The organism is Psychrobacter immobilis, assembly GCF_904846285.1.
Taxonomy (GTDB): domain Bacteria; phylum Pseudomonadota; class Gammaproteobacteria; order Pseudomonadales; family Moraxellaceae; genus Psychrobacter; species Psychrobacter immobilis_D.
This window is the reverse complement of record NZ_CAJHAD010000001.1, coordinates 363,651-390,037: the sequence shown is the minus strand read 5'-3', so window position 1 is coordinate 390,037 and position 26,387 is coordinate 363,651. Positions and strand designations below refer to the sequence as shown.

The 26,387-nt window shown below is 44.2% G+C and carries 20 protein-coding genes, 1 pseudogene and 2 riboswitches; of the genes and pseudogenes, 10 read left to right on the top strand and 11 right to left on the bottom strand.

Annotation, left to right across the window (positions count from 1 at the left end):
• Positions 1-243: 243 nt before the first annotated feature.
• From JMX13_RS01725 to JMX13_RS01715, 3 genes are all read right to left on the bottom strand, one after another.
• On the bottom strand, positions 244-1,683 hold the full coding sequence (locus JMX13_RS01725) for an APC family permease (protein ID WP_201609133.1): 1,440 nt from the start codon (positions 1,681-1,683) through the stop codon (positions 244-246).
• 264 nt (positions 1,684-1,947) lie between these two features.
• A complete protein-coding gene (gene gabT, locus JMX13_RS01720) occupies positions 1,948-3,207 on the bottom strand; it encodes a 4-aminobutyrate--2-oxoglutarate transaminase (RefSeq protein WP_201609131.1) in 1,260 nt (419 codons plus the stop codon).
• Positions 3,208-3,383: 176 nt separating this feature from the next.
• Positions 3,384-4,856 (bottom strand): NAD-dependent succinate-semialdehyde dehydrogenase, encoded by a 1,473-nt coding sequence (locus JMX13_RS01715; protein WP_201609129.1) that lies wholly within the window; start codon positions 4,854-4,856, stop codon positions 3,384-3,386.
• 252 nt (positions 4,857-5,108) lie between these two features.
• Here JMX13_RS01715 and JMX13_RS01710 point away from each other — a divergent pair, with 252 nt between their 5' ends.
• Positions 5,109-5,873, top strand: coding sequence for an IclR family transcriptional regulator (locus tag JMX13_RS01710; protein ID WP_201609128.1), 765 nt, complete (start codon positions 5,109-5,111; stop codon positions 5,871-5,873).
• 62 nt (positions 5,874-5,935) lie between these two features.
• On the opposite strand, the pseudogene JMX13_RS01705 reads toward JMX13_RS01710, so the two are convergent.
• The 3 genes and pseudogenes from JMX13_RS01705 to JMX13_RS01695 form a co-directional block, all read right to left on the bottom strand.
• Positions 5,936-6,889: pseudogene (locus tag JMX13_RS01705) on the bottom strand (histone deacetylase family protein).
• Positions 6,890-7,115: 226 nt separating this feature from the next.
• Positions 7,116-8,315: a CaiB/BaiF CoA transferase family protein gene (locus JMX13_RS01700; protein WP_201609127.1), complete on the bottom strand. Its 1,200-nt coding sequence runs from the start codon at positions 8,313-8,315 to the stop codon at positions 7,116-7,118.
• A 294-nt stretch (positions 8,316-8,609) separates the two neighbouring features.
• Positions 8,610-9,794, bottom strand: coding sequence for an acyl-CoA dehydrogenase (locus JMX13_RS01695; protein ID WP_201609126.1), 1,185 nt, complete (start codon positions 9,792-9,794; stop codon positions 8,610-8,612).
• Positions 9,795-9,969: 175 nt separating this feature from the next.
• On the opposite strand from JMX13_RS01695, the gene JMX13_RS01690 reads away from it, so the two are divergent.
• The 4 genes from JMX13_RS01690 (at position 9,970) to JMX13_RS01675 (ending at position 14,708) form a co-directional block, all read left to right on the top strand.
• Entirely contained in the window at positions 9,970-10,797 is an 828-nt protein-coding gene (locus tag JMX13_RS01690) for an IclR family transcriptional regulator (protein ID WP_201609125.1), read from the top strand.
• Positions 10,798-10,976: 179 nt separating this feature from the next.
• Positions 10,977-11,435, top strand: a complete 459-nt coding sequence (locus JMX13_RS01685) for a DIP1984 family protein (RefSeq protein ID WP_201609124.1) — start codon at positions 10,977-10,979, stop codon at positions 11,433-11,435.
• A 569-nt stretch (positions 11,436-12,004) separates the two neighbouring features.
• Positions 12,005-13,807: an FMN-binding glutamate synthase family protein gene (locus JMX13_RS01680; RefSeq protein ID WP_201543779.1), complete on the top strand. Its 1,803-nt coding sequence runs from the start codon at positions 12,005-12,007 to the stop codon at positions 13,805-13,807.
• Between the two features lie 58 nt (positions 13,808-13,865).
• Entirely contained in the window at positions 13,866-14,708 is an 843-nt protein-coding gene (locus tag JMX13_RS01675; RefSeq protein WP_201609123.1) for a phosphodiester glycosidase family protein, read from the top strand.
• Positions 14,709-14,810: 102 nt separating this feature from the next.
• Here JMX13_RS01675 and JMX13_RS01670 read toward each other — a convergent pair whose 3' ends face one another.
• The 4 genes from JMX13_RS01670 to JMX13_RS01655 all read right to left on the bottom strand — a co-directional run bounded on the left by JMX13_RS01670 (position 14,811) and on the right by JMX13_RS01655 (position 18,484).
• Positions 14,811-16,034: a vWA domain-containing protein gene (locus JMX13_RS01670; protein WP_201609122.1), complete on the bottom strand. Its 1,224-nt coding sequence runs from the start codon at positions 16,032-16,034 to the stop codon at positions 14,811-14,813.
• Positions 16,035-16,127: 93 nt separating this feature from the next.
• Positions 16,128-16,994, bottom strand: a complete 867-nt coding sequence (locus JMX13_RS01665) for an AAA family ATPase (RefSeq protein WP_201609120.1) — start codon at positions 16,992-16,994, stop codon at positions 16,128-16,130.
• Between the two features lie 199 nt (positions 16,995-17,193).
• The gene (locus tag JMX13_RS01660; RefSeq protein WP_227686168.1) at positions 17,194-17,859 is read right to left on the bottom strand and encodes a hypothetical protein; all 666 of its coding nucleotides are present in this window, start codon (positions 17,857-17,859) and stop codon (positions 17,194-17,196) included.
• 304 nt (positions 17,860-18,163) lie between these two features.
• A complete protein-coding gene (locus JMX13_RS01655; RefSeq protein WP_201609119.1) occupies positions 18,164-18,484 on the bottom strand; it encodes a YcgL domain-containing protein in 321 nt (106 codons plus the stop codon).
• Positions 18,485-18,815: 331 nt separating this feature from the next.
• Positions 18,816-18,951: riboswitch (glycine riboswitch) on the top strand.
• 54 nt (positions 18,952-19,005) lie between these two features.
• Positions 19,006-19,159, top strand: a riboswitch (glycine riboswitch).
• A 164-nt stretch (positions 19,160-19,323) separates the two neighbouring features.
• Here JMX13_RS01655 and gcvT point away from each other — a divergent pair.
• From gcvT to gcvP, 4 genes are all read left to right on the top strand, one after another.
• Positions 19,324-20,496 carry a glycine cleavage system aminomethyltransferase GcvT gene (gene gcvT, locus JMX13_RS01650; protein WP_201609118.1) on the top strand — a complete coding sequence of 391 codons (1,173 nt, stop codon included), beginning with the start codon at positions 19,324-19,326 and terminating at the stop codon, positions 20,494-20,496.
• 69 nt (positions 20,497-20,565) lie between these two features.
• The gene (gcvH, locus tag JMX13_RS01645) at positions 20,566-20,946 is read left to right on the top strand and encodes a glycine cleavage system protein GcvH (RefSeq protein WP_011280078.1); all 381 of its coding nucleotides are present in this window, start codon (positions 20,566-20,568) and stop codon (positions 20,944-20,946) included.
• Positions 20,947-21,226: 280 nt separating this feature from the next.
• Positions 21,227-21,997 (top strand): nitroreductase family protein, encoded by a 771-nt coding sequence (locus tag JMX13_RS01640; RefSeq protein ID WP_201609117.1) that lies wholly within the window; start codon positions 21,227-21,229, stop codon positions 21,995-21,997.
• Positions 21,998-22,071: 74 nt separating this feature from the next.
• A complete protein-coding gene (gene gcvP / locus JMX13_RS01635; RefSeq protein ID WP_201609116.1) occupies positions 22,072-24,969 on the top strand; it encodes an aminomethyl-transferring glycine dehydrogenase in 2,898 nt (965 codons plus the stop codon).
• A gap of 112 nt (positions 24,970-25,081) precedes the next feature.
• Here the strand turns inward: gcvP and JMX13_RS01630 are convergent, their stop codons facing one another.
• Complete coding sequence (locus JMX13_RS01630) at positions 25,082-25,558, bottom strand: hypothetical protein (protein ID WP_201609115.1); 477 nt, start codon at positions 25,556-25,558, stop codon at positions 25,082-25,084.
• A gap of 104 nt (positions 25,559-25,662) precedes the next feature.
• Between JMX13_RS01630 and JMX13_RS01625 the strand changes: the two genes are divergently transcribed.
• Positions 25,663-26,385: an esterase/lipase family protein gene (locus JMX13_RS01625; protein ID WP_227686167.1), complete on the top strand. Its 723-nt coding sequence runs from the start codon at positions 25,663-25,665 to the stop codon at positions 26,383-26,385.
• The last annotated feature ends 2 nt before the right edge of the window (positions 26,386-26,387 follow it).

Here is a 26,387-nt window from a genome sequence, read left to right as displayed (position 1 = left end):
TAGTAAATCCACTATAAAATAAACGCAGTGCTACTAGTATAAACTTTACGAAGCCTCTGGCGTGCAAAGCGCACAGCAAGCAAGGAAAATTTATACCAGTAGCGCGTTAGAATATTTGTACTTATTTTATTTCAAGCTGAATATATTTTTAGTGAATTTGCGAATCATTAAATAGATTCTATTAATGCACAAAACAAGCCTAACATTTAACGCTAGGCTTGTTTTAACGGTAATACTTTTCTTTTATTTAGGCGGATTGTCCTTTAACCATAGCTGATTGACAATTTTTAATTCGCGTAGCTCTTCTGCCATAATCGCTTCACTAATACCAGGATATTTTATTCTTGCATAGCTATATAACACGATACCTAAGACAGTCCAACCAAAGAAAATCCACCATTCAACAGCGGTCAATGCAGATGGCATACCTGGCATATATAGCATCAATAAACCAAAACTTAGCACAATCGTCACCATACCGACCAGTTTACCTGCTGGTATTCTGAACGGACGAACCATATCAGGCTCACGGTAGCGCAGTACTAAGAATGAGATAGCAACACAGGTGTAAGCGATAACGATACCAAAACCACCGGCATCGACAATCCAAACCAACATTTTGCGGCCAAATAATGGCGCAAGCGTTGCCAAACCACCGATTAATAAAATAGCATTTGATGGTGTTTTATATTTTGGGTGCAATTTACCTAAAAAGGCTGGCAACATATGCGCTCTGGACATCGCATACAGCAGACGACTACCACCGATTAAAAAGGCGTTCCAGCTGGATAAAATACCAAGCACACCGCCAATGACTAATAAAATACCTGCCCATTTGCCTTGCCACGCATTGGTCATGGCATCAGCAGTGGCGAGAGTTGAGCTCTCTGCTTGTACCAGTGGCAATGTCGTACCCACACTCCAAGCGATACCCACATACCACATCACCGCAACGATAATCGAGATAATCAAAAACTTGCCGATATTGGGGCGCGTTAAATCAATCTCTTCTGCTGCCTGCGGGATAACGTCAAAGCCGACAAACATAAAGGGCACCATGACAATAACCGCCATTATACCGCCGATACCGCCGATAAATGCTGGCGCTTGTACTGAGTTTGAGCCTTCAGGATTAAACAGTACCGCACCGACAAACAGTAACGTCCCAACAAATAAAATACCCAATACCGCGGTCTTTTGGAACCATGCACTGACCTCCATACCGCGGATATTGAGCCAAGTCACAATGACGGAGCCTAGCATACCAACCCCGACCCAAGTAGCATAGACATCCCAGCCAGCGATGGTCCAGAGATAGCCTTGGTTATAATTAGGGATAAAATATTCTACGACTGTCGGCAAGGCAACTGCCTCAAATGCAACCACTGAAAAGTAACCAAATAGAATACTCCATGAGCAGATAAAGGAGACATTGACCCCTAATGCGCGATGCGTATAAGTATGCTCACCACCAGTGACTGGCATCGATGCCGCAAGCTCTGCATAAGTCACCCCAATCAGTATCACTGCCAGTCCGCCTATGAAGAACGCGAGCATCGCGCCCCACGTACCAGCGGATAAAATCCAGCCCCCAGCTAAGACGACCCAGCCCCAACCTACCATCGCACCAAATGCTAAGGCGATAACATCCAGCGTCCCTAACGATTTTTTTAATTCAGACATAACTTACTCCTTGTCCGTGTTTCATCCTTGTGACCCTCTTGCTTATTACACTTAGAGTGACACTATTTTGTATTTAACAGGGCATTGGCCCTCATTTTTATCTTTCCATACTTCTCGGTAGAGAAGCTTGATTGTATTTTTATATCTCGATAGCAGAGACAACAACGGCGTCTTGATTTGCAAGGCGCCGCTGTAAAACCACCACTCAAAGCAGGACTTAAAAATCCTAACCTCAAACATTTATTATCTTAAATCGTCATGCTTTTAAGCGGTCAAAATACCTTTGATGATATCTAAGCCTTCTTGTAGCACTTCATCTTCGACCGTTAAAGGCACCATCACACGAATAGCGTTACCATACATACCGCAAGACGCAAGCAGCAATCCTTGTTCAAAGGCTTTGGCTTTTAAATTAGCTGTTGCTTCAACATCCGGCTTGCCTTCGCTATCGATTAGCTCAAACGCTAGCATGGCGCCTTTATGTCGAATATGACCGATGCTGCTTAAGTTTAAATCCTTTAAGAAAGCTTCAATTTTGTCGCCAATCTCAATACTGCGCTCAAGTAGGTTTTCTTCTTCGATAACTTCCATGACGGCTAAAGCTGCCACACAAGCCAGTGGGTTACCAGCATAAGTACCACCCAACCCACCGACTTGCGGCGCATCCATAATATCCGCGCGACCGATCACGGCAGAGATAGGATAACCACCCGCCAAACTCTTGGCACTGGTCATTAGATCCGGCTCAACACCCAATTGCTCAGACGCAAACAACGTACCCGTACGGGCAAAACCACACTGTACTTCATCAAAAATCAGTACAATGCCATGCTCATCACAGATATCGCGTAGAGACTTAGCAAATGAAGGGGTAACTTGATGGAAACCGCCCTCGCCTTGTACTGGCTCGATAATCATCGCCGCCACTTCGCTTGGGTCGATATCCGCTTGGAAAATCATCTCAAGGCTATGCAATGCTTGTGCTTCAGTGACATTTAGCTCTTCAGCTGGGAATAGCGCATGGAATACAGGACCTGGCATCGGACCAAAGTTCTTTTTGTAAGGCAATACTTTACCCGTCAGGCTCATGCACATAAGCGTGCGACCATGCCAACCACCGACGAAAGAAATCACGCCTGGACGACGGGTTTTTGCACGAGCAATTTTGATACAGTTTTCAACTGCTTCTGCACCAGTGGTCAAAAAGAAGGCTTTGGTATCACCGCTGATAGGGGCTTTTTGGCAAAGCTTTTCAGCAAGCTCAACATAGCATTCATAGTTAATCATTTGCGCGGCAGTATGGGTAAACTTGTCTAGCTGCTCATGTACACGCTGAGTGATTTTTGGATGGCTGTGACCAGTATTTAGTACTGAGATACCACCGACGAAATCGATATAACGATTGCCTTCAATATCCCACACTTCTGAGTTTTTGGCTTTTTCTGCAAAGATAGGGAACGCTACGCCTAGACCTGTTGGTAGGACGGCTTTGCGGCGTGCAAGTAATGATTGATTGGTGGTCATAAGAATATCCTTTTCTTTATTTTACGTAGATGCCAGTGAAGTTATGGCAGCTTATAGGGTAAGGTCTAGTGTTATCTGGGATTCATATTGTGTACTTCAGTACTATGAATCCCGTTTCATGCCGTGTGACTATTAAAAATGCTATCTATATAAAAATTTAAAATATGAATTAGATCTTAGCTGACATCAGAGCACCAGTACTTGGTCACGACATATTCTTCGATGCCATATTTTGAGCCTTCACGACCAAAGCCAGATTGCTTAACGCCGCCAAATGGCGCAACTTCAGTAGAAATCAAACCGGTATTATGGCCGATGATGCCGTACTCAAGCCCTTCGGTCATACGCCATGAGCGCGCATAACTGCCGCTATAGAAGTAAGCAGCCAAGCCATAAATCGTATCGTTAGCCTGACGAATAACGTCTGCCTCATCTTTAAAAGTAAAGATGGTAGCGATAGGACCAAAGATTTCCTCAGAAGCGATATCCATATCACTAGTGATATCACTGATGATGGTTGGATTATAGGTCAGCTCTGAGGCGCCGTTGGTGCTGCCACCAGTGATAAGCGTTGCACCTTTATCTAAGGCATCTTTTAGCAAGGCTTGAACTTTCTCTAACGCTTTTTTATTAATTAACGGACCAATATCCACACCTTCGTCCATACCATTACCGACCGTTAGCTCAGCGACTTTTTGCACGAATATATCTAGGAACTTGTCTTTAATACTGTCTTGTACATAGACACGATTGGCACAGACACAGGTTTGACCGGCGTTACGATATTTAGAGGCAATCAAACCTTCAGCAGCTTTTTCTAGATCAGCATCATCAAAGACGATAAATGGCGCATTGCCGCCAAGCTCTAATGACAGTTTTTTGATGGTTGGAGCGCACTGCGCCATCAAGGTACGACCGACTTCGGTAGAGCCTGTGAATGACAGCTTATGAATGCGCGCGTCGCCCGTTAGGATATCGCCGATGGTTGAGGACTTACCCGTCACTACTTGGATAACACCTGCTGGAATACCGGCTTGCTCAGCCAATGCAACAAGTGCCAATGCAGAAAACGGCGTTTCAGTCGCAGGTTTGATAATCATGGTACAGCCTGCCGCTAATGCAGGAGCAGCTTTACGGGTAATCATCGCTGCTGGAAAATTCCAAGGCGTAATCGCCGCGCAGACACCAACAGGCTGTTTTAAGATAACATGACGCAGCTGTGATTGGTTGGCAGGAATAACATCACCGTAGATGCGCTTGCCTTCTTCGGCAAACCAGCGGATAAAGCTATTGGCATAACCAACTTCACCACGTGATTCGGTTAAAGGTTTGCCTTGCTCGGCGGTCATGATGATAGCCAAATCTTCTTTATTGGCATCAATAAGGTCTGCCCACTTTTGTAGCAGTTCAGCACGTTCTTTTGGCGTTTTTGCTGCCCAAGTGATTTGCGCTTCATGGGAAGCAGCAACCGCATCATTGATATCATCAGTTGTTAAACTTGGCACGGTACCGATAAGTTCACCGCTAAAAGGATTGCTGACCTCAAGCGTCGACTCGTCACTAGCGACATGCCAGCCATCTTTGATGAAGCACTGCTGTTTTAGTAATTCTGGGTTTGCTAGCGGTAACGTATGTGGCAGTTGTGACATGTTGACACTCCTTGTCAATGTTGTTGTGCAAATAGAAGTTTTAGGTTTATAGCGATAAATGAATAAAAGGTAATGGATCAAATAGTTATTGATAACTTGTTAATTGTTCAATATACTGAACATATATTCTATATATGAGACATCATTATAAGAACGATGGATGTATATTTGCAACCCCTATTATCAACTTTGTGCTAATTTATCGCTTAATTTTGATACCTTTTTAATTTCACCGACTTTTATAGGTTCCTTATGAGCACCACTGCCGTTCCTGCCTTGGACAAAACCTTTCAGATTTTAGATTTGATTACCGATAGTGCACAGCCTTTAACAGCGGCTCATATTGCCAAAGAGCTCGACTTGCCTCGTAGCTCAACCCATAATATTTTGCAGAGCTTACTTACCAAGCATGTCATTTATAAAGATACTGACAACCGCTTTTATTTAGGTTCATACCTGATGTACTGGGCAGGCAAATATGAGCAGCAACAAGGCGTTATCCAGTTATTTAAAGACCTTATTGTCCAGTACCCAACCCTTTTGCAGCATACCGTCACTTTATCTAAACTAGATTTAGGTGAAGTGGTGTTTTTGGCCTGTCATGAAGCGCCGGCTCCACTCGGTTTTACCTTCCGCGCTGGTGTACGCGTACCAGCGGTATTCTCTGCTACAGGTAAAGCCATGCTCTCAACCTTATCTATGGACAGTATAAAATCCATTTATGCTAGCGGTTTCCCTACGCCAATTACTCAGTACGGTGTCGATAACTTTACCGATTTATCCAACGAGCTAACCGCTATTCAAGACAGCCGTATTTCACTGGACGATGGGCAACTGCGTGAAGGTATGTATTGCTTAGGTACTTATATACGCAATGCTTCAGGCATTGCAGTTGCCGGTATGGCAGTGAGTTTTTTGCAAGCAGAATATGAGGCAAAATACGCTGAAGTTAGTGCCGTGCTGATTGAGTTGGCTGAGCAAATTGAAAAGCGTTTAGGTTTTATTGCTAATAAATAAAGTCTAAACGCTGCTAGTGCTTTGTTTATTTCCAATAATTTCCGTTATTCTGAGGCTAATTATTAATCTTCAGAGATAAGCCCTGATAAAAATGCTTGCAAATTGTCATTGAGCTTTTCTAAGTAATAGCTGCCTTCGACCAAGACAATCAATGGCTTATTTAACGCGGTCAACTTTTGCGCCAATACTTTAAAACCTTCTGTATTCACAGCACATCTGGCTTCTGGATCGTCTTTATAGACATCAAAGCCCAAGACATGAACGATGACGTCGGGGTCAAATAGCGTTATCGCCTCGATGGATTTATCAACATATTCAAAGAATCCCGCTTCATTGGTACCATGCGACATCGAGAAGTTAACGTTATAACCCTCGCCCTCACCCGTGCCCCTTTCAAACGCATGCCCAGTCACCGCTGGATAAAAGTTAACGGGGTCATTATGTACAGAGGTATACAGCACATCTTTGCGCTCGTAAAATATCTCTTGGATACCCTGTCCATGATGCATATCCGTATCTATAATGGCGATTTTTGCGTATTTCTAACGCAGATGCTCAGCGATAATGGCGGCATTATTAAGATAGCAAAATCCGCCCGCTGCGCTCTTACGTGAATGGCGACCAGGAGGGCGTGAAAAGCAAAGCTGGATATTATTTTGAGTCCACTTAGCGTTTGATGCCTCTTCATTTAATAAAGCTTCAGCAGCATTTAGTGCTGTTTGTGCAGACCAATAGATAGAGGTCCAAGAATGCTCACTGATAGGCGCGCTATAGTCTGCCTGATACTTCGCTGCCTTTGCCATGATACCAATGCCAGGATTATCATACGGCACAAAAATCCCCGTCTGTACCTGCGCGCCTAAATCTTCCTCGAGCGCCATCCATTCATCATAGCCATGTTTGAGAAACTCCACATAACCGAAGTCATGAACCGCTAATATTGGTCCGACTCCGACATCGGTAGCAATGGTTACTTCTAAGCCGAGTGCCACTGGTGCTTTTAGCAACTCAACCATGCGTCCCGGTATCTCAAGCGGCTCGTGCATCTTGCCATAAGAAAAATAAGGCAGCGGTCTATGTAGGCTTAGGTTTTCGTGGCTGTATATTTTCATGTTTAATATTCCTTTGTTTAACACTGATTATTTAACATTGTTTTGTTCGAGAACTTCCATGTGCTAGATTTTATTTTCAGTACTTAATATTGCAAACACTGATACGTCTCATACTGCTTATATTTATGAATTAAACAATCCCATCCGCTTTAAGCTTGGCTATCATCTCGCTGTCATAGCCTAAATCAGTAAGCGTGCTATCGGTATGCTCGCTGAGTCGCGGTGGCGGTGACCGGTAAGTGACCGGTGAGGCGGATAATTTTATCGGACTACCAAGTGCTCTTACCGGACTGCCTTGTGCGGCAAAATCAACCACCATCTCACGTGCCAGCGCTTGTGGCATAGCTAACGCCTCAGCGATGTTGTGAATCGCCCCACATGGAATACCCGCTTTATCCAACACCTCTAACCAATAAGTACGAGGTTGCTCGGCAAATTGCTTAGTCAATTCATCACAAAGTAGCTCACGATTGGCAACGCGTTGTGGATTGGTCGCAAAACGGCTGTCGCTATGCCAATCAACGCCCAACATATTACAAAGCTTGGCGAACTGACTGTCATTACCACAAGCTAAAATAAAGTGCTCTTCTCCTGCTGCTGCAAATACTTGATAAGGCACGATATTGGGATGTTGATTACCCAGTCTTGGCGGGACTTTGTCGGATGCCAAATAATTCATACCGACGTTAGCTAACATCGCAAGCGCGCTATCAAGCAATGCCACATCGACATGCTGCCCAAGACCAGTATTTTGACGCGCTAATAATGCCGCTTGAATACCAATGGTCAGCTGCAAACCTGCAAACAAATCGACCACTGCCACGCCAACCTTATGCGGTTCGCCATCACTCGGACCCGTAATACTCATCAAGCCTGATAAACCCTGAATAATATAGTCATAACCGGGACGCTTGGCATCTGGTCCTGTCTGACCAAAGCCCGTCAATGAGGCATAAATCAGGCGCGGATTTTCTTGTTTCAGACTGTCATAATCTAAGCCGTACTTCTTAAGACCACCAACCTTAAAGTTCTCAACCACAATATCGCTCCTAGCGATAAGTTGCTTGATAATGGTTTGCCCTGCAGGGGTAGTGATATCGACAGTAAGGGATTTTTTATTGCGGTTAATGGTGGCGTAATAAGCGGAGGTGTCATCGCTGAATTTTGGCGGTGCCCAATGACGCGTTTCATCACCGATATGTGGACGCTCAACCTTAATGACTTCAGCGCCCAAATCTGCAAGCACTTGTGTACAAGAAGGACCGGCCAATACTCTCGATAAATCGAGCACCTTAATACCGTGTAATGCGCCTTTTGCCATATCAGTCATAATCTTCCCTTATTATGTCACTTATTCTTTTATAAAAATTTGATAAAAAATTGCTATGTATCATTTAGCTTTTAGCTTTTAGCTTTTAGCTTTTACTGTCTTTTCTTCAATACCTTAATACCTTTTAAGAACAGGCACTGCTAAATAAATGATGCATAACAACGATGGATAAAAATAATTAACAAAAACTCAGAAACGTACGTTCCTGTTTATAACAGCTTATGAAAAAGCCAAACAGTAACGTACGTTAATGGTCTAAAAACTAGCCAATACTTATTACCTAACAACCATTAATTAATAAAACGCTTGAATCCCTGTCTGCGCACGACCTAAGATGAGCGCATGAATGTCATGCGTCCCTTCATAGGTGTTTACTGCCTCTAGGTTCATCACATGACGGATAATGTGGAACTCATCAGAGATACCGTTGCCGCCATGCATATCACGAGCAATACGCGCGATATCAAGCGCTTTACCGCAGTTATTACGCTTAATAAGTGAAATCATCTCAGGTGCTGCATTATCTGCATCCATCAGACGACCAACGCGTAGCGCCGCTTGCAGACCCAAAGTGATTTCTGTTTGCATATTGGCAAGTTTCAGCTGTACCAATTGCGTTGCAGCTAGTGGACGACCAAATTGCTTACGGTCTAGCGTATACTGACGGGCAGCTTTCCAGCAGAATTCAGCCGCCCCCATTGCACCCCATGCGATACCATAACGGGCTTTATTTAAGCAACCAAACGGCCCTTTGAGTCCACGGATATCTGGGAAAGCATTGGCTTCAGGTACAAACACTTTGTCCATCACAATCTCACCCGTGACTGAAGCACGCAGTGAAAATTTACCTTCAATCTTCGGCGCTGACAAACCTTTCATGCCTTTGTCTAAAATAAAACCTCGAATCTCATCGGCATCGTCTTTTGCCCAAACGACAAACACATCTGCGATAGGACTGTTGGTAATCCACATCTTATTACCCGTCAGCTCATAACCGCCGTCAACCGCACGCGCACGTGTCGACATTGAGGCTGGATCTGACCCTGAATCTGGTTCTGTCAGACCAAAACAGCCCACATATTCGCCAGTAGCAAGCTTTGGCAGATATCTCTCTCGTTGCTCTTCAGTACCGTACGCCCAGATAGGATGCATGACCAAGCTTGATTGCACACTCATCGCTGAACGATAACCTGAGTCAACCGCTTCAACTTCCTTGGCAATCAGACCGTAAGCGACACTAGATAAACCGGCACAGCCATAACCTTCAATCGTGACGCCAAGCAAACCCATCTCACCCATCTGACGCATGATATTACGGTCAAATTTCTCGTTACGATTCGCTTCAATAATGCCAGGCATGAGCTCGTTTTGAAAAAACTGACGAGCGCTATCGGTTACCATGCGCTCTTCATCCGTCAACTGATCGCGCAATAAAAAAGAATCTTCCCAGTCAAAACTTGGACGCGTAGATGTTGCCATGTGGATCTCCTTGATGTCAGTCATCCTGACCGACGAGTAGTGATTAATGAGTAAATTTACTTCATAAGGTATTGACTTGCTAATTCCGCTGTGTGAAACTTAGTTTCATAAGTTAAATCTATTTAAGCAAAGTTTTACGGCGCTGTAAACCTTTATCAAAGAAAATGAGTGCAAAATGACAAAAAACGTATCAGCGGCTCTCCCATTACTGGGTCGAATCAATAAAGTCCTTGCACAAAGTAAGGAAGATAACGATAGACAGTTTGTGACTGCCTTAGGCCGTGGACTGACTTTGTTAGCGGCGTTTGAGCAGCATCAGCAGCTTAGTCATCAGCAATTGTGTCAAATGACTAATTTGCCAAAAGCGACTATCACTCGGCTTATTCATACTTTGATGACACTTGGTTTTTTACGCGTAACCGAGCACGGACAGTATCAATTGGGCAGTAGCGCGGTGCGACTCAGCGCGACTGCATGGAGTCGTCATGATATGGTCGCGGCAGCTGAGCCACTATTACGTCAGTTTGCCAGCAGCAATGAGGTGTCGGTAAACTTAGCCACCGAGGTCGAAGGAGAAATGCGCTATCACGCTTGCTGTCGTAGCCCTGCTCGCTTATCGGTAAATTTGCAAGTTGGCTCAGCAGTGCCCGTCGCCCTTACCGCTATTGGGCGTGCCTTTTATGCAGCTAGCTCGCCAGCGAGACAGGCTTCAATTCGTAATAACTTACAAGAGCACTTATCTACAGAAGATTATAACCATGCGCAGTCTGCTCTATCTGACGCTGCAGAGCATTATAGATTGCATGGCTATACGGTATCAGATGGTGATTTTTCTACGGATATATTGGCAGTAGCCGTTGGGGTATATGATGTTGCCACTGGGCAGTATGCTTATTCGCTTAATGCCAGTGTGCCAAGCGCTAACTGGCAAAGCGACGACTACGCAGCGGTGATTGTGCCTAAGTTGCAGGCATTGGCTGAAAAGATTGGCAGTGGTGGTTAAAAAAGACGATTGAATTTATTGTTTTTCATTGGCGTATAAAGATACTTGTAATGTGATGACAGCGTAAAGTGATTTGGTAGAAGTGGTGTATACGCTGTGGCAGGTAATTTGTGTTAAAGGATGAGAAGCGTTAAACTTTAACGTAAATATTAATAATAATAAAAATATTGGAGTAAATAATGAAACTCGCCGAAGCCCTACTCATCCGTAGCGATATGCAAAAGAAGCTCGCCCAAATTAAAGGGCGTATTCGTAGCAACGTCAAAGTCCAAGAAGGCGATACCCCAAACGAAGACCCAAACGCGCTGATGATTGAAGCCAGCCAAATTATTACCGAATTATCCATTCTCATTGAACGTATTCACCGTACCAATGCCATTGCAATGACCGATAAGGGTCAGTCGATGCTGACGCTATTGGTCGAGCGTGATACATTAGAAATGCGTCATAAATTATTAATGGAGACCATTGAAGCTACGGGCAGCGAGGTTGACCGTTATAGCCCTCGCGAGATTAAATGGCGTGTTATGGTTTCGGTTGCAGACTTACAAAAGCAAGCCGATGACATTGCAATGAAACTACGCAAGATTAATATTGTCATTCAAGCCAATAACTGGCAAATTGACCTTGTTGAATAACTACCTTTTGAACTGTTAGTTTTAGAATTTTCTATGTGCTTTATATAAGTGCATGGACTGCCTCTTTGGAACCGACTGGGCGAGTGTCAGACCCCAAACCTACACAGCAGGGGGTTGAAAATATACTGTAGTGTCCGTCACGCGTTGCGGGCAGACGCTTTTTTACTACTCATGTCCTGCACCCGTCACCGCTCACAAGGCACTATTTAGACCTTACCACCAGACACTGACAGTCGGTTTCAATCTTAGTTTTAATACTTTGCACCTTTTCGCTAATGCCACTGAATGCCATTTTCTTATCTGCTGCGCCAAAGCGTCAGCAGAATATCGTTTAAGATAATTAATCGAAGCAGTTTACGTCTAAAAACCGTCATTCTGAGAGCAAAATTAGCACTCTGTTACCCAATTAAACCGTCGCAGTGATATCATATGTGTATGATGTACGCGATAAATTTAAGCATTTAAACCACACTCAATAACCATGTTTATGACATGGTTATTTTGTTATTGAGGGTTTATTTTCTTACCGTCGCGTTTTTATTATTTACGTATCACTGTTGAGTATCGTTATGCCCCAATCTCGTACCAATCTAAATCCAAAACCCAAACATGACTCTCCTTATTTAGTCGGCGTCATGTTGCGCTATAGTACTTTTGCCGCCGCCGCCTTGTTGTTTATAGCAGGGCTGTTATTGATGAATTGGTGGCTGATCATTCTTGGCGGGCTGGGTGTATGTTTGGGAATTTATGATGTCATACAATCAAAGCATGCCATCTTAAGAAACTATCCGGTTGCTGGTCATATTCGCTATGTGCTTGAAGACTTCCGTCCTGAGATTCGTCAATATTTATTAGAAAATGACAAAGAACAAGTGCCGTTTTCACGCCAGCAGCGCGCGCTGGTTTATCAACGTGCCAAAAATGTCAGTGATACCAATGCTTTTGGTACGCTTGATAATTTATACGCGCACGGTAAAGAATGGTTTTTACAATCAGCCGTCAGTCAACCTTTAGAAAATAAAGACTTTCGTATTATCGTCGGCGGTGAGCGTTGTCAGCAGCCGCATGATATGTCAGTATTTAATATCTCAGCGATGAGTTTTGGTAGTTTATCAGCCAATGCCATTATGGCGCTCAATCAAGGCGCAAAAATGGGCGGCTTTACTCATGATACTGGCGAAGGCGCGATTAGCCCTTATCATCGTAAGTTCGGTGGCGATTTGATTTGGGAGCTGGGTACAGGTTATTTTGGTTGCCGTGATGCAAATGGTAATTTTGATGCACAATCCTTTGCCGAAAAAGCGGTCGACCCACAAGTAAAAATGATTGAGATTAAACTCTCACAAGGCGCAAAACCTGGTCAAGGCGGCGTATTGCCAGCAGAAAAAATCACCCCCGAAATCGCTGAGACACGCGAAGTGCCGCTCGGACAAGATTGCGTCTCGCCCTCGTCGCACAGCGCATTTAATACACCACGCGAGTTGGTTGCTTTTTGGCAGCAGCTGCGTGATTTATCAGGTGGCAAGCCCGTCGGCTTTAAGTTGTGTGTCGGTCAACCGTGGCAGTTTATGGCAATCGTGAAAGCTATGATAGAGACGGATAACTATCCTGACTTTATCGTGATCGATGGCGCAGAAGGCGGTACAGGCGCAGCGCCCGTGGAATTTATGGACAACGTTGGTATGCCAATGGTCGAAGGGTTTATGTTAGTTCATAATACCTTGGTTGGTGCTGGTATCCGCGACAAGATTAAAATTGGCGTCAGTGGTAAAATCGTTTCAGGCTTTGATATTGCGCGTATGATTGCGCTAGGTGCTGATTGGTGTAACTCAGCGCGCGGTTTTATGTTTGCCGTTGGTTGTATTCAATCGCGCTCATGTCATACCAATACCTGCCCGACAGGGGTTGCGACCCAAGATCCATATCGTCAAAAAGCGCTCGATGTGCCAAGTAAAGCTGAGCGCGTGGCAAGCTTCCATAAAAACACCCTTAAATCACTTGCCAGTATCGTGGGCGCGGTTGGTCTTCAGCATCCAAGCCAGTTGCAGCCTTATCATATTGCGCGCCGTTTGGACGATGGCCAAATCAAGCTGTTATCGAAGTTCTTTTACTTTGCCGACCAAGGCGCATTGCTTGAGCAAAATGCCCGTGCCGACGTCTTTAACCAAATGTGGGTCATGGCAAATCCTGATAGCTTCCTCGCCAATAATGATGCGCTGATTGCTTATAACAAAGACTCGCGTGATCGAGGTAAAGAAACCAGTGCCCCTACAAACTTGCACCCAGATGATTCGGTAGATCTTATCGATGGTGGTTTATTAATTGGTAACGTCAATAATACTTTTCGTGAAATTCCATCACTAGATGATTAAAGGTCATTAAATCCTTAAGACAGATAAACTTTATCCCTACCATAAAGATAAGTCATCGATGCCAAGTTCTATTTTTAATTTATCTTACTCACTGTTGACGGCAGCGCTCGTTGCATTAAGCATCAGCGCCTGTCAGCCAATAGACGATGTAAACAATGACGCGATAAGCAATGATAGCGAGAACTGGTCATGTCAGTCGCAAAAAATGCCCCTTGCTTATAGCGTTTGTCGTATCGAAGCGCAGACGTTATCAGACCCACGCTATTCATTACAGCTGTTTTGGCAGCAAGCGGATAGCAGTGCTAATAACAACCAGCCACTGCTAACTTTCGATACTTTATTAGCGTCACTGCCCTCTAACCAAACGCTGAATTTTGCCATGAATGCAGGCATGTATAATGAAAATTATGCCCCGATTGGCTATACCGTTATCGAAGGTAAAGAGCTGCGCGCGTTAAACCTTAACGAAGGCGGCGGTAACTTCCATCTATTGCCCAATGGCGTGATGTGGTGGGATAAGTGTGGCGAGGTGCAAATTACTGAAAGCAACGCTTTAAATGAGCAGCTCAAAAGTGGCAGCGCACAACCTTGGTATGCGACGCAATCAGGTCCTATGTTGGTCATTAATAATGAGATTCACCCACAGTTCAATCCTGACAGTACCTCGCTTAAGCTGCGTAATGGTGCCGGTGTTTGCAGTGATGGCAGTATACAATTTGTTAATAGTGAAGCTCCGGTAAGCTTTTATCAATTTGCTGCGCTGTTTAAAGATGAATTAAACTGTCCAAATGCATTATTTTTAGATGGTGGTATTGCTTCAGCACTCTATGCACCGATCATCGACAAGCAGGATAAAAAAGAGATGGGTGTAATGATTGGGCTGACAGAAACAAAGAATTAGAGAAGAAAGAGTAAGAACAAAAAATAGCCGCTATATTTTACAGCGGCTATTTTTATGAGTGTTTCAATAATAAATAAAGCAAATGATTCTTACAGTTATCAATTAGCGCGCCAGATAATTGGTCATCTCCTCTACCCCATGCAAGGTCATCGGATACATTTTATTGTCGAAGAGTTTTTTAATCTCAACGATGGTTTGCGTATAATTCCAATACGCAGGATTCTCAGGATTGAGCCAAGCGACTTTATCAAAATGCGCCAATACCCGCTTGAGCCATACGATACCCGCCTCATTATTCATATATTCGACACTACCGCCGACCGTCATCAGCTCATACGGCGACATCGACGCATCTCCAACGAATATTACCCGATATTCTCTACCATACTTGTTCAGTAGCTCAAAGGTAGGCATCGGTGCACTATGGCGACGCTCGTTGTCCTTCCAAACATAGTCGTACAAACAGTTATGGAAATAAAAAAACTCTAAGGTTTTAAATTCATTTCTAGCGGCAGAAAACAGTTTTTCTAAAGCTTCCACATGGATATCCATACTGCCACCAACATCAAATAGCATCAGCACTTTGACGCGGTTGCGACGCTCAGCTTGCATATGAATATCGAGCACGCCTTTTTTTGCGGTGCGCTTAATAGTCTCATGAATGTCTAGCTCATCGGCGCTACCGGTACGCGCAAACTGGCGTAAATTCCGCAGTGCCATCTGAATTTGGCGCGTACCAAGCTGACTATCATCATCAAGATTGCGATATTTACGCTGCTCCCAGACTTTAGCGGCGCTACGCTTACGCGATTCTCCACCAACGCGAACCCCTTCTGGATGATCACCATAAGCCCCAAATGGTGAGGTGCCGCCAGTGCCGACCCATTTACTACCACCTTGATGACGCTCTTTTTGCTCTTTAAGACGCTCTTCGAGCGCTTTCATCAATTCCTCTAATGAGCCGTATTTTTTCAGCAAGCGCCGCTGCTCTTCGGTCAGATTTTTTGGGTCGAGCTTGAGATCTAGCCATTCTTTAGGGATATCAGTCAGCTTAGCCAATAGCTCATCCATATCAAGGCTATCGACCCCTTCAAAATAATCTGCCATGGCGCGATCAAACTTATCAAAATGGCGCTCATCTTTAACCATGCAAAGTCGAATCAGCCTATACATGTCTTCGCGGCTGGCAAAGGTAGACAGTTCTGGGTTTTCAGAATGTGGCTGCATCATCAGCCCTTGATCTAACGCAGCATTTAGATCAAGTAGCTCGCGCGTACTGACAGGCACGCCGTAAGTACGTAGGGTATAGAACAATTTGATAAACATAAGAGTCGCATCGCTTATTGGCTGATATGGTGACGAGTGAAGCCGTTTATTAACTTCAATCATGAGCTTTAATCATGACAAATGGTTTATCGCTTAACGACGCATCATATTGGCAAAACGCTGCAATAAATTCACATCGGCTTCGTTTTTGAGCAGCGCACCATATAACGGCGGAATAGACTTCTCACCGCGCAAGTTTTCTTCTAACTCTGCTTGCGCCATATCGTCAGCCAGTAGCAACGTTAACCAATCGACCAATTCTGAGGTTGATGGTGGCTTTTTAAGCCCTTGGACATTACGCAGCTTATAAAAGATATCGAGCGCATCATTGACCAATTTTTCTTGAATATTAGGGAAATGCACCTCAATGATTTGACGCATGGTTGCTTCTTCTGGGAAGTCGATATAATGAAAGAAGCAACGACGCAAAAATGCATCTGGCAGCTCTTTTTCATTGTTTGAGGTAATAATAACGACTGGACGCTGCTCGGCGGTGATGGTCTCGCCTGTCTCATAGACATAAAACGACATTTTATCGAGCTCATGCAGCAAGTCATTCGGGAACTCGATATCAGCTTTATCAATCTCATCAATCAATAACACACTGCGCTCGCTGCTAGTAAAGGCCTCCCATAGCTTACCGGGCTTAATATAGTTGCCAATCTCATACACCTTATCATCGCCCAATTGAGAGTCTCTTAAGCGCGATACCGCATCGTACTCATACAGCCCTTGCTCAGCCTTGGTGGTTGATTTAATGTGCCACGTAATCAGCGGCATACCCAGACTTTCAGCAACTTCTTCAGCGAGTAACGTCTTACCGGTACCAGGCTCACCCTTGATAAGTAGCGGCTTTTGTAGCGTCATTGCCGCGTTGACTGCCAGTTGTAAGTCATCGGTAGCAATATAGTTTTGCGTACCAGTAAAGCTTTTCTTGGTTTTATCAGTCGTGGTGGTCATAAATTAAGTCTCAGTTATTGTTATAGATTAGAGGATTGAAAGGCAACTTTTGCATGATAAATAATGAATTAGACTAGCACAGCTACATTGATTGCCAAAATACTCATGCGTTCGCAGTTGCTCACAAATAAAAACGGCTTGGCATAAAAAAAGACACGCAGGGTGTCTTCTATCTTAGTCAATCAAATCTAATATTATTCTAAAGCTGGTCAGATTTATCATTCTCAGCTCGTTTCGATAGCTTATCGCCTTTTGCTAAACTAGCTTCTGTCTTACTTATTCCAGTTTTAACCATTTCAGGTTTGGCAATTTCAGGTTTAGACATCAATGCTGAATTATTAGATGGCTCGACTAAACTAGCATCGTCTACCAAGTAGTTACCTGTAGTTAGCTGCATAGTCGCTTGCGTATCTTCTGCGGTACGGCTGCGTGCTTTATCTAAACTTGACTCAAACGCGCCGCGTATCAGTTGCCAAACAAAACCAACAAACAAGCCCACGACCAATACAACGAGTATAGGTAACATATTAGCAATCGCGCCAGCCGTATCTTTCATCATAATAGCGTAGACAACACTGATACTGGCCGGTGCAATCACGCTGGGATCACCAAGCGCTGTACCTGGAGCAAGCAAAACAGCAAATAATATCATCCAACTCATGCCGCCGAGTGGGCGCGGCAAAACGCGAGCAACCAATACCCAGAGTATCAAAACGATAATGACGCCGCCAAGATACGCATACATAGGTAAGTCTGCGGCTGGCACATCTTTTACCAGCTGCCCCCACCAAATCGTAATCTCACCGAGAATATCACTAATGGCTTCCAGCGGTAAGCTGCTTACAATACCTTTTAACCAGTCCATGCGTGTTTAGTTACCTACGTTGATAAATCGTGCGTCACTTTTTTGTTTTTAAGCCTAGGTCTTTAAGCCAATGTATCTAAGTCTTTAAGTCTGTCTTGCCATATATTGTATTTTGTCACGTATATGGCCTGCTAGTTTATCACGACTTCCGAATAAAATGCATGCTGGCCACTGCTTAGTAACGTTTTTTAGCAATTGGCGGTTCGCTACTTACCTACTTATTACCACTTGCCTATCAGTGTCTTCTATAATCGGACACCGTCTTAAATCACCTTGCTATAAAACTCTCTTTAAAAAATGCCCATTAGTCATAAATATTGTCTTGTGCTTCACGAGCGCGTAATTCTGCTTGGCGGCGCATAACATCTTGTGGTGGCATTTGTACAAAATACCCTTGCGAGTTTAACTTTGCCAATACTTCTTCTTTATCGACACGAGCAAGCGTTGGCGTGGTTGCCAAGTCTAAATGCATTACAAACTGACTACGCCCTAAGCCTGCGCGGAAGTCTTTAGGTAATACCCCAAGCCAGTCTTTAATCTCGTCGGTATCGTCAGGATAATCAGGACGCGCGATGTAAACATACATATCATCGTGCTTGGGAAACTTATAAATATCGCAATGCATAAAGACACCTATTGCACACTAAAGGTTAAAATCATCTATCAAAATCGCTATTAAATGACTGCTACTAAATAGCTTAAATTAAATGAATAAGAAAGATAGGAATAATGGCTGCTAGCCTAGCATAATTTGTCTGATTTTCAATAGTAGCTTTGCGTAGCAGGTTTTGCATAGATAGCTTTTGATGACTTAATTTTGCCTTATAGAAGTGCAAGAAATTGGCTTTTTTAGCGGTTTATTTACCTCAATATCTCTAGAAAAGCGCATTTTGGTTAAATTATTCACTTTAATGCATGCGGTGGCTTGTAAAAAAACCATTAACCTTTCATAATAAAAGCGTTTTTCAGGAGAGAGTCTTTAGCGCGATATCGAGTGCGCTCATTTAATGATTTGCATTAATCATTGCGACAAGACCACCGAAGGCGCATCCACCCTGCCAATCGCTCAGGTAAAAGGACTGAAAAACACATGCCACGACTGTTTCGCTGTCTACCATCAATCGCGTAGCACACCCAAATACAAGGCATAACAAATCTGGAGAGCGGTAAGTGCGGACGACGCCTTACCCACCGAAGGGGAGAAAATGCGACATCATTGCTATTGTTCCGCAAGCAAATGCTTAGACAAAAAATGATGGTTCGTGTTGAAAATCTCAGGTCACAGGACAGATAGGGCTTTTGCTTAAACCGACGTTCAACGTCTGTTTGGCGTATTGTTCTATTTTTTCTGTGCTACCCTTGGTTGCAATGCTTGCACCCTGCAATATTGCTTCTCGTTACTATGATAATGCACATCGCTCATTACTCTACCGAGTATAACTGATGTTCACATAAGGATTTGTCATGACTGACACTCAAAACACTAACACCTCAGCCCCTAAACGCACGCCTCTTTACCAGTCTCACGTTGATAGTGATGGCAAACTGGTGGATTTTTCTGGTTGGGAATTACCAATCCATTATGGTTCACAAATCGAAGAACATGAAGCGGTGCGTACCGATGCCGGTATGTTTGATGTCTCACATATGGTTGTCGCCGATGTTAAAGGTAGCGATACCAAAGCATGGCTACAAAAGTTACTGGCCAATGATGTCGATAAACTAAAGACCGTTGGTAAAGCGCTTTATTCAGGTATGCTCAATGAGCAAGGCGGCATCATCGATGATTTAATCGTCTACCTAATGAATGAAGACGCGACCGAATATCGTATCGTCTCAAACGCTGCCACTCGCGATAAAGACATGGCACAATTTGAAAAAGTCGCTGAAGGTTTCGATATCACCATCACCGAGCGCCCAGAGCTTGCCATGATTGCCGTTCAAGGCCCAAATGCCGTTGAAAAGCTAGCGCAAACCAAACCAAGTTGGGCCGATACCTTGGCTGGTCTTAAACCTTTCGTTGGTGCTGACTTGACAGACATCGAAGGCACGGATTGGTTTGTTGCTCGTACGGGCTACACGGGTGAAGATGGTGTCGAAGTGATTATGCATGGCGACGATGCCCCAGATTTCTTTGAGCAATTAAAAGCCAACGGTGTTAAACCTGCGGGCCTTGGTGCGCGTGATACCTTGCGTATGGAAGCGGGCATGAACCTCTATGGTCATGACATGGACGAAGATATCAGCCCTTATGAGTGCAACATGGGCTGGACACTGGCGCTAAAAGACGAGCGTGACTTTATCGGTCGTGAAGCCTTAGTAAGTAAACGCCAACAAGCAAAAGACGACAACACCGCCATGAAACAAGTTGGCTTACTATTGACGACGCGCGGTGTATTGCGTGAAGGCATGACTGTGACTATCAATCAAGGATCAGACAATGAGCAAACTGGTCTGATTACCAGTGGCACCTTCTCACCGAGCCTAAAAAACTCCATCGCTATTGCCCGTGTACCTGCCAGCTTATCAGATGACGATAGCGTGCAAGTCGATTTGCGCGGCAAAGGTAAGTTCGTTGATGTACGTGTGCTTAAGCTACCGTTTGTCCGTAATGGTAAGCAACAGTTTGACGCGTAGGCATTATAAATTCTATTATTAGCTTCCACTATTTTTGTAAACCATCCTCTATCACTTAGGAGAGAGACCATGAGCAATATCCCAGCAGAACTAAAATACATCGCCAGCCACGAGTGGCTACGCCTAGAAGACGACGGTACTATCACTGTTGGTATCACTGACCATGCTCAAGACCTATTGGGTGACGTGGTATTTGTTGAATTGCCAGACGTGGGTGACATCATCGCTGTTGATGACGAAATCTCAGTAGTAGAATCAGTAAAAGCGGCCTCTGACGTTTACGCGCCTATCTCAGGTGAAGTCGTTGCGATCAACGAAGCACTAGAAGACGATCCGGAAATCATCAACTCTGACCCATACGGTGAAGGTTGGTTCTTTAGAATGAAGCCTGACAACATCGCTGACTACGAAGCGCTGCTGACTGCTGATGAGTACGAAAACGAGCTGTAATATCAGCAGCTTTGCTCATCCCTTTAAAAGCGGTATTTGACTGAAATAAAATATCACTATTTGCAACCTTAAAAAATGTAGCTTGAAAAATATAACTTGTTATGACAGATATTGGCGTCAGCCGATATCTGTACGCATTTATCTAAAATATTTATCGCTCAATTGACTACTGCCAACTGCTATTCGATTTACTCGTATTCATCACTTGTCAGACACTATTGAAAAGAGACACTCAATACTGACCTAAGTTGATCATTCAATTCCCAGTATGGATTCTAATATGACCTCTAGCACTGATAAGCAAGCAAGTTCTCAAGCAAGCTTTGCCACGCCTGATAATACCCCGCAGCTACAAGCGTTTCGCGAAGTGGTTGAATCACGTCGTTCCGTTCGTCGCTTTACCGACACAAAGATACCGGATGACGTGTTAGCAGATTGTCTGCGTTTGGCCATACTCGCGCCGAACTCGAGCAATCTACAGCCGTGGGAATTTTATGTGATTGATGATGCGGACAAGCGCAAACGCGCGGTAAAAAACTGCATGAATCAAAACGCGGCAAAAACTTCAGCTCGCTTAATCGCGGTCGTTGCGCGTACGGATATCTGGCAAGATCACGCCAAGCAAATCTTACGTGAATACCCCGATACGCCAGTGCCAAAAAAGGTCAAAGACTACTATAACAAAGTTGTGACCATGGACTTCTTGCGAGGACCGGTCAATGTAATCTCAGCAGCTAAATGGGGCGCGACGCAGGTGGTCAGACGAGTAAAAGGTCCGATCAAATCACCTTATTACACCTTTGAAGACACCAAAAACTGGGCTACCAACAATACTGCTCTTGCAGCTGAAAACCTAATGCTTGCCCTACGCGCGCACGGTTTTGATAGCTGTCCGATGGGCGGCTTTGATGAGCCTGCTATGAAGCGCTTATTAAATTTAAGCGACGATCACCATATCATTATGATGATTGGTGCTGGCGAGCGTGCTGATAATGGTGTCTACAACACCCAGTTCCGCTTTGACCAAGAACAGTTTGTGCATTACGTATAAAAACGTAAGCCGTCATTATTTATTATCAGTTATTTTAGCCATCTCCTTTATCATCCCTTTTATCAAGGACTGTTATGACTATCTCTCAAAACCCAACGTTTGATACTTTCAAAGGTTTATTCAACGAAGCTGAATTTGTCTATCGTCATTTGGGCTCAAATGATGCCAAACAAGCTGATTTGCTCAGTGCGATTGGTTATAACGATATGGCAAGCTTTATCAATGATACGGTTCCTGAGCCAGTGCGCTTGCATAAAGAGCTAGATTTGCCAGTGGCAATGAGTGAGCATGCTGCGCTTGCTAAATTGCGTACCATGGCAGACGACATCACGGTTAATAAGAGCTATATCGGTCAGGGCTACTCGCCAGTGCGTATGCCAGCGGTCATTCAACGCAACGTTCTTGAAAATCCAGGCTGGTACACCGCTTATACCCCTTATCAAGCAGAAATTGCCCAAGGTCGCCTAGAAGCCCTGCTTAACTTCCAACAAGTATGTATTGATTTAACGGGTCTTGAGCTTGCTGGTGCCTCATTACTTGACGAAGCAACTGCTGCGGCAGAAGCGATGGCCATGTCAAAGCGTGTAAGCAAAAGCAAATCAACGCAGTTTTTTGTTGATGACCGTATCTACCCGCAAACCTTAGATGTCATCAATACTCGTGCCAAATACTTTGGTTGGGAAGTAATCGTTGGTGATTTCGAATTGGCTAAATCAGGCGATTATTTCGGTGCTATTTTCCAATACGTCGGTCAAGAAGGCGATGTAAAAGACTTAACCGACGTTATCGCGGCGGTGAAGAAAAATAAAACTTATGTGAGTGTCGTGAGTGACATCATGAGCTTGGTGTTATTAAAATCACCAGCCGATATGGGCGCAGACGTGGCATTGGGTAGTACCCAGCGTTTTGGTATTCCAATGGGCTTTGGTGGCCCACATGCCGCCTACTTTGCATTCTCTGATAAAGCCAAACGCTCAGCCCCTGGTCGTATCATTGGCGTCTCAAAAGACTCGCAAGGCAATACTGCATTACGTATGGCACTGCAAACTCGCGAGCAGCATATCCGCCGCGAAAAAGCCAACTCAAACATCTGTACTTCGCAAGTCTTGCTTGCTAACTTAGCTGGTATGTACGCCGTTTATCATGGTCCAAATGGCGTCAAGCGCATTGCGACACGTATTCATGCGTTTGCCACTGCCTTTGCGAACGTTATTAAAGAAGCTAACGATAACAATCTAAACGTGGTACATGATCAATTCTTTGATACCGTCGTGGTTGATTGTGGTTCAGAAAATCTTGCGACGCAGATTTTTGAAAATGCGGACAATGTTGGTTATAACTTATGGCGTTTGGGCGACAGTAAGCTTGGCGTCGCGTTCAGTGAAATCAGTGATGAGCAAGACTTTAACGTTTTAACTCAGCTATTTGTTAGCAAATCACACGATTTACCTGAAACAGCTAGCGTATCACTCGATAGCGCTCACTTGCGTACTGATGACATCTTGAGCCATCCAGTATTTAACTCGCATCATACCGAACATGAAATGCTGCGCTACTTAAAGTCGCTTGAAGATAAAGATTTGGCGATGAACCGTAGTATGATTTCACTTGGTAGCTGTACCATGAAATTGAATGCTACCAGTGAAATGCTACCTATTACATGGCCTGAATTTGCCAATGTGCATCCATTTGCACCGCGTGATCAAGTCACTGGCTATATCGCTATGATTGATAGTTTGCAAGAGCAACTTAAAGCCATCACCGGTTTTGATGAAGTGTCTATGCAGCCAAACTCTGGCGCTTCAGGCGAATATGCTGGTTTATTAGCAATCCGTCGTTACCATGAATCATTGGGCGAAACTGACCGTGATGTTTGCTTGATTCCAATGTCAGCGCACGGTACCAACCCTGCTACTGCCATGATGATGGGTATGCAAGTGGTGGTGGTCAAAACTGATGACAATGGTAACGTTGATATCGACGACTTAACCGCTAAATGTGAAGAGCATAGCACCAATTTAGGTGCCTTGATGATTACTTACCCATCAACGCACGGTGTGTTTGAAGAAGGTATCCGTCATATTTGTGATTTGATTCATAAGCATGGCGGTCAAGTCTATATGGACGGTGCTAACATGAACGCGCAGGTCGGCATGATGCAGCCTGCTGATGTTGGTGCTGACGTACTACACATGAACTTGCACAAGACTTTCTGTATCCCACATGGCGGCGGCGGTCCAGGCATGGGCCCTATTGGCATGAAGTCACATTTGGCACCGTTTATCGCTAGCCATACTATTAGCCCGGTACATAACGCGCAAAATGATTTTTCAGCCGTATCAGCAGCACCTTATGGTTCGGCAAGCATCTTACCTATCTCATGGATGTATATTGCCATGATGGGCCGTGATGGTTTGCTAAAAGCCACTGAGCTGGCGCTGTTAAATGCCAACTATGTTGCCGCGCAGCTTAAAGACCATTACCCTGTGCTTTATACCGGCAAAAACGGCCGCGTCGCTCACGAATGTATCATCGATATTCGCCCGTTAAAAGAAGAAACTGGCATCAGTGAAAGCGATATCGCCAAGCGCTTGATGGATTATGGTTTCCACTCACCAACGATGAGCTTCCCAGTCGCGGGCACTTTGATGATTGAGCCAACTGAGTCTGAGTCGAAAGAAGAGTTAGATCGCTTTATCAGTGCGCTAAAATCCATCAAAGCCGAAGCGCTGAAATCCAAAGCCGGTGACGATGGTTGGACGTTAGAGGACAACCCATTGGTCAACGCACCGCATACTGCGGCGATGATTACCAGCAGCGAATGGTCGCATCCGTACAGCCGTGATACCGCCGCATTCCCACTGCCATACATCCGCGCCAATAAGTTCTGGCCGAGTGTGGCACGTGTTGATGATGCCTATGGTGATAAGAATCTCATGTGTTCTTGCCCAAGTATCGAAAACTACATGTAGTTTTCAAACAACTATAAACAGTTAATATAAAAATAAACCTCCAAGTCAGCAGCTGATTTGGAGGTTTTTATTTTGCATATAGAATGTCAACGTTTTTCGCTGTTGCTTAGGATTAACCACCTAACCAACCTTTATCTAAGCCACATTCTATCCAGTTCACTTTTACCTGATCTGTAATGTTAGCATTAGGATAAGTAAATGCCCCGCCACCAAGATAAAGCTCATCGCCAATCTTATAAGGCTTTCCTTCAAACAATAGAATCTCTTTATCTGCATCCCACGAAAATGAATCATCCGCTAATACCAATAAATATGTATTGTCTTTCGTCGTTAGCTCTTTACTATCCCTAGTCAAAGCAAGACTGTTATTAACAACTGTTAAATATCCAGATACCATAGCGGTAAATCGACCGTTATATTTAGTTGGTGACCAAGTAGCAATTTGCAGAGGTGGCTCAACTACTAACGGTTGGCTCACTATTGGTACGCTTGCGAGAACAGACACAGGCTTTTCTAACTCTTGACTGACGCACCCTGATAGCGATAGAACCGCGGATATTAAGAAAAAAGACCCTAGATAATTTGACAACCTTTACTCCTAAAGAGTTAATATAAAAGAACCTGTCTGTCCGCTTATTTTAATAAACAAGCATCGATAATAAATATTATGATATTACTCATTTGGACACTGTGATGACACAAAAAGATATGCAACAAAAAGCACCTAAACAAAAAAGCCGCGTTATTCTGATTCATGGTCTGCATCAAACGGCTTGGATTATGCGGCCATTGGCCAAACGCTTGCAAGTAGCAGGATTTGACACCCATCAGTATGGCTATCGTAGTATGCGTGATAGCATCAAAACCAATAGCGCCCGCCTAAATGACTGGCTAGAAACTCATCATCGTCCAGACCAACCGATAGATTTGGTCGGTCATAGTTTGGGTGGTTTGATTATTCGTAATTTTGTTAATGAATATCCACAATGGCAAATTGGACGCTGTGTGACACTTGGGACACCGCATTTAGGCAGTGTTTGTGCAGATTATATTTGGCGCTTGACCCCAGCTGTGGTGGGACGCTCATACATCGATGCACTAGATGGCACCGTCGCACCTTTACCGGAGCATCTTACCTTAGGCGTAATTGCCGGTAATCGCCCTTACGGTTTGGGGCAGTTGTTTCTGCAATATCATAATCGCAAACTGCGTCAGGCAGACAACATGCTATCAGTAGAACATCTACTACACGATGGCACAGTATATATAGAAGAAACCAAAATAGAGGCAGCCACCGATCACATTATTTTACCAGTCTCTCATACTGGCATGCTGGTCGATAAAACAGTGGCCGCACAAACCAAATATTTTTTACAACATGGAAAGTTTAACCATAGCGAGCTTAAGCACTTATAAAT

Excerpts from the sequence above, each read along its gene's own strand:
- JMX13_RS01670 (WP_201609122.1), bottom strand. The coding sequence starts at position 16,034 with ATGTTTATCAAATTGTTCTATACCCTACGTACTTACGGCGTGCCTGTC.
- JMX13_RS01660 (WP_227686168.1), bottom strand. The coding sequence starts at position 17,859 with ATGGACTGGTTAAAAGGTATTGTAAGCAGCTTACCGCTGGAAGCCATT.
- JMX13_RS01710 (WP_201609128.1), top strand. The coding sequence starts at position 5,109 with ATGAGCACCACTGCCGTTCCTGCCTTGGACAAAACCTTTCAGATTTTA.
- JMX13_RS01690 (WP_201609125.1), top strand. The coding sequence starts at position 9,970 with ATGACAAAAAACGTATCAGCGGCTCTCCCATTACTGGGTCGAATCAAT.
- JMX13_RS01640 (WP_201609117.1), top strand. The coding sequence starts at position 21,227 with ATGACCTCTAGCACTGATAAGCAAGCAAGTTCTCAAGCAAGCTTTGCC.
- JMX13_RS01695 (WP_201609126.1), bottom strand. The coding sequence starts at position 9,794 with ATGGCAACATCTACGCGTCCAAGTTTTGACTGGGAAGATTCTTTTTTA.
- JMX13_RS01715 (WP_201609129.1), bottom strand. The coding sequence starts at position 4,856 with ATGTCACAACTGCCACATACGTTACCGCTAGCAAACCCAGAATTACTA.
- JMX13_RS01675 (WP_201609123.1), top strand. The coding sequence starts at position 13,866 with ATGCCAAGTTCTATTTTTAATTTATCTTACTCACTGTTGACGGCAGCG.
- JMX13_RS01665 (WP_201609120.1), bottom strand. The coding sequence starts at position 16,994 with ATGACCACCACGACTGATAAAACCAAGAAAAGCTTTACTGGTACGCAA.
- gabT (WP_201609131.1), bottom strand. The coding sequence starts at position 3,207 with ATGACCACCAATCAATCATTACTTGCACGCCGCAAAGCCGTCCTACCA.
- JMX13_RS01680 (WP_201543779.1), top strand. The coding sequence starts at position 12,005 with ATGCCCCAATCTCGTACCAATCTAAATCCAAAACCCAAACATGACTCT.
- JMX13_RS01725 (WP_201609133.1), bottom strand. The coding sequence starts at position 1,683 with ATGTCTGAATTAAAAAAATCGTTAGGGACGCTGGATGTTATCGCCTTA.
- JMX13_RS01625 (WP_227686167.1), top strand. The coding sequence starts at position 25,663 with ATGACACAAAAAGATATGCAACAAAAAGCACCTAAACAAAAAAGCCGC.
- JMX13_RS01655 (WP_201609119.1), bottom strand. The coding sequence starts at position 18,484 with ATGCATTGCGATATTTATAAGTTTCCCAAGCACGATGATATGTATGTT.
- JMX13_RS01700 (WP_201609127.1), bottom strand. The coding sequence starts at position 8,315 with ATGACTGATATGGCAAAAGGCGCATTACACGGTATTAAGGTGCTCGAT.
- gcvH (WP_011280078.1), top strand. The coding sequence starts at position 20,566 with ATGAGCAATATCCCAGCAGAACTAAAATACATCGCCAGCCACGAGTGG.
- gcvP (WP_201609116.1), top strand. The coding sequence starts at position 22,072 with ATGACTATCTCTCAAAACCCAACGTTTGATACTTTCAAAGGTTTATTC.
- gcvT (WP_201609118.1), top strand. The coding sequence starts at position 19,324 with ATGACTGACACTCAAAACACTAACACCTCAGCCCCTAAACGCACGCCT.
- JMX13_RS01685 (WP_201609124.1), top strand. The coding sequence starts at position 10,977 with ATGAAACTCGCCGAAGCCCTACTCATCCGTAGCGATATGCAAAAGAAG.